The following is a 2,901-nucleotide window of genomic DNA, read 5'->3' as shown; positions in this document are numbered from 1 at the left end:
TGCGACAACTGAGCATGGCGTAAATTGCTTGGCGCATGGATGATGTAATGTGACCATCATAAGCCTGATTAAAAGCATCAAGGTGGTCACGTAAAAGCGCAATGAACCTCATAAATCACACTCCCACTTAAGCACCAAATTATCCGTCAGTTGGTTAACAGATAGGGCAGTATTTTTGCGAGTGATAGTGGTGAGGCGGGTATATCGGGCTGTGGTATTAAGGCTGTTGTGACCAAGCAGGCTTTGCACTGAGCGTAAGTCCAGCCCTTGTTCTAACAAATGAGTGGCGTAGCTGTGACGCAGGTTATGCGGGCTGATGGATTTGTGAATATTACACTCACGAATAACCCGCTTGAGGGCTTTTTCCTTCTGATTTTAAAGTAAGTCCCGCCTTTATCGATCTTTGAGTCTGGCTGGCCATCTTTACCAGAAAAATCAGCCGTGGGTGGCGATGAGTTTGCCAGTAATATCGCAGCGCTAACAAGGTCCGTTTGGGCAAGGGCACCAACCTGTTAATCACATGGATGTGATGTATGTCATTTTTGCAGGAGCAAAAAATGACCTTTACCGCCTTTAGCGTTACGAATGTGCACCTGCATCATCTGTGAATCGATATCGCCAACCTGCAGTGAAATGGCCTCACCGAGGCGCAATCCCATACTGTATAAGGTGAGAAAGCACACTTGATATCGCAGCTTATGAGTAAGGCTAATAACGATAGTGACTTCTGCGGGCGTAAGAGTATTAGGCAGTGTATGGACTTGTGGCGGCTTAACAATATTAAGCAACTGCCATTGCTGGTTCAGGTCATATCGATAGACCTTATTTACAAGTGTTTGTGCAACCCATTACGGTCAAGTTTCACGGTGCTCCATGAATGTGACTCAATCAAACTGGCAAAGTAGCGCTTCAAATCATCGGTTGAAAGGTTATCAGGACATGCATCGAAATCAGCACTAATGCGCCTGACAGCGCAGCTTTGTTCAACAAGAGCATTAATGATAAATCACAATCAATACGAATTATCGTACAGCTCATATTCTGCATATTAGTTCTGAACTGTAATCTCATTACATTATCTATTGGTAATACCTGCGCAAAAAATTGGTAATAACACCTTGCGAGTTTGAAATACAGCTGAGTCACTGACTAACTTTGTTCTGTTATTTGGTAATGTTGTCATATCCATTGGTAGTGAATATAAAAACCATTCAACAATAACAGGCCTGACTCTCCTATAAGTTATTGTTCATTATATCTTTTCTATTGAGAGGGAAATATGTCAAGCCAATGCGTTAGTCTTTTTTATTCCCTTGTTACTACCAATTCTGGTTTTTGGTAATGCTTGCGGCACTATTTTGGTTGACAATGATATGTTGTGTTGGTTATATTTTGTTTAACACAAAGTTACAGGTGTGAACAAGTTGTTAAGTGTGTGGGTGTGTTAGGTGGGTTGTGTGTGATCCTGTGCGTAACAATTAATCATAGCTCTTTGATCATATACAACAAAGAGTTCTGCTTATTTTTAAAACGAAATTAGATAATTTTTGGTGTTAATTAGAAGCAAAGTCTTACCTATTTTTATTACGTTTTTCAGGGTTAGTTAAGTTCATGTGTAGGTGCGCCACTTCATGCTGCGCATATAGGTATTCTAAGTAAGCTATGAAAATAGTTAAGCCGAACAATACACGAACATATTCAACAAAGAGATCGTAAATTATAAAGGATTCCAATATCAACACATATAAATCTTACCGACATATTCAAAAGAAAATGTGTGACTTTTTCGCTGTGCTAGTTTTTGCTTTAACTGTTTTTAGCGCATCACTCAATGCTCAGGAGATTGAGGAGAATACGCTTATTCCTAAGTCACACACTAGCCTTGCTGAAGGTGTTTTACTAGGGGATTTGTCAAAACTCGATCCGCTTAAAAAGCCTGGTGAAAATTTTGACTTACTCGATTGGTCGTTAACGTTGCCAACCGATCTCAACAAAGATAAAAAAGCGGATACCGTCTATGAGAAATCATTAGGTAAAGGCTTTAACTTAAAGCCATTTTTTTATACAGCAGATGATGGTGGCTTGGTATTCGCTTGCCCAAACGTAGGTGCCAAGACCTCAAAAAATACAAAATATGCGAGAACCGAACTACGCGAAATGCTACGTAGAGGTAATGTTCAAATTAAAACTCGTGGCCTGACAAAAAATAACTGGGTTTTCAGCAATGCGCATGGTTCGGCGAAAGCTAAGTCTGGGGGTGTTGAAGGCAGTTTGGAAGGGACTTTGGCAATAAACCGAGTATCTACCACAGGTGATAAAAAAAAGGTTGGACGCGTGGTCATCGGGCAAATTCACGCGACGGATGACGAACCTATTCGTTTATATTACCGAAAATTACCAGCCAACTCGAAAGGGGCTATTTATTTTGCCCATGAAATAAATGATGGTGATGATATTTGGATAAATATGATTGGCTCACGTTCACATACTTTGTCAGACCCTGTTGACGGAATCGCCTTAAACGAAAAATTCTCTTATAAAATTTCCGTCGAAGATGAAGTGTTGTTCGTCACTATAATCAGGGAAGGTAAGCCTAATATTACTAAGTACTACGATATGAAAGGTAGTGGTTATAGTGCTAGTAACCAGTATATGTACTTTAAAGCGGGTGTTTATAATCAAAACAATGACGGCGCTGATGGTGATTATGTGCAAGCCACTTTCTATCATATCCATAACATGCATAAAGGGTATAAATTTTAGCGCAGTTAACACATCAATTTAAAATTTGTAACTCGTAATTCGTAACTACAATTATTGGTTATATTTTCATTTAAATTAATAGGTTAAAACTTTTGTTTGGGTTTCGTCTGTTGAAATTAATATAACTCTAATTTAAAT

Annotated in this window: 3 protein-coding genes and 1 pseudogene; 1 reads left to right on the top strand and 3 read right to left on the bottom strand. The window is 39.2% G+C overall.

What is annotated here, in order from left to right; genetic code table 11:
- From BCU91_RS04310 to BCU91_RS20505, 3 genes and pseudogenes are all read right to left on the bottom strand, one after another.
- A pseudogene (locus BCU91_RS04310) lies at positions 1 to 112 on the bottom strand (IS91 family transposase); the annotation flags it as partial.
- Positions 109 to 318 (bottom strand): tyrosine-type recombinase/integrase, encoded by a 210-nt coding sequence (locus BCU91_RS20510; RefSeq protein ID WP_241904033.1) that lies wholly within the window; start codon positions 316 to 318, stop codon positions 109 to 111. The gene BCU91_RS20510 and the pseudogene BCU91_RS04310, both read right to left, overlap by 4 nt.
- 218 nt (positions 319 to 536) lie before the next feature.
- The gene (locus BCU91_RS20505) at positions 537 to 788 is read right to left on the bottom strand and encodes a tyrosine-type recombinase/integrase (RefSeq protein WP_241904032.1); all 252 of its coding nucleotides are present in this window, start codon (positions 786 to 788) and stop codon (positions 537 to 539) included.
- 985 nt (positions 789 to 1,773) lie between these two features.
- Here BCU91_RS20505 and BCU91_RS04300 point away from each other — a divergent pair.
- Positions 1,774 to 2,763: a polysaccharide lyase family 7 protein gene (locus BCU91_RS04300; protein WP_102530948.1), complete on the top strand. Its 990-nt coding sequence runs from the start codon at positions 1,774 to 1,776 to the stop codon at positions 2,761 to 2,763.
- The last annotated feature ends 138 nt before the right edge of the window (positions 2,764 to 2,901 follow it).

Source organism: Shewanella sp. 10N.286.52.B9, assembly GCF_002873635.1.
Classification (GTDB): Bacteria; Pseudomonadota; Gammaproteobacteria; order Enterobacterales; family Shewanellaceae; genus Shewanella.
Note: the sequence above shows the minus strand (reverse complement) of the source record. Positions and strands in the feature narration are given on the sequence as shown.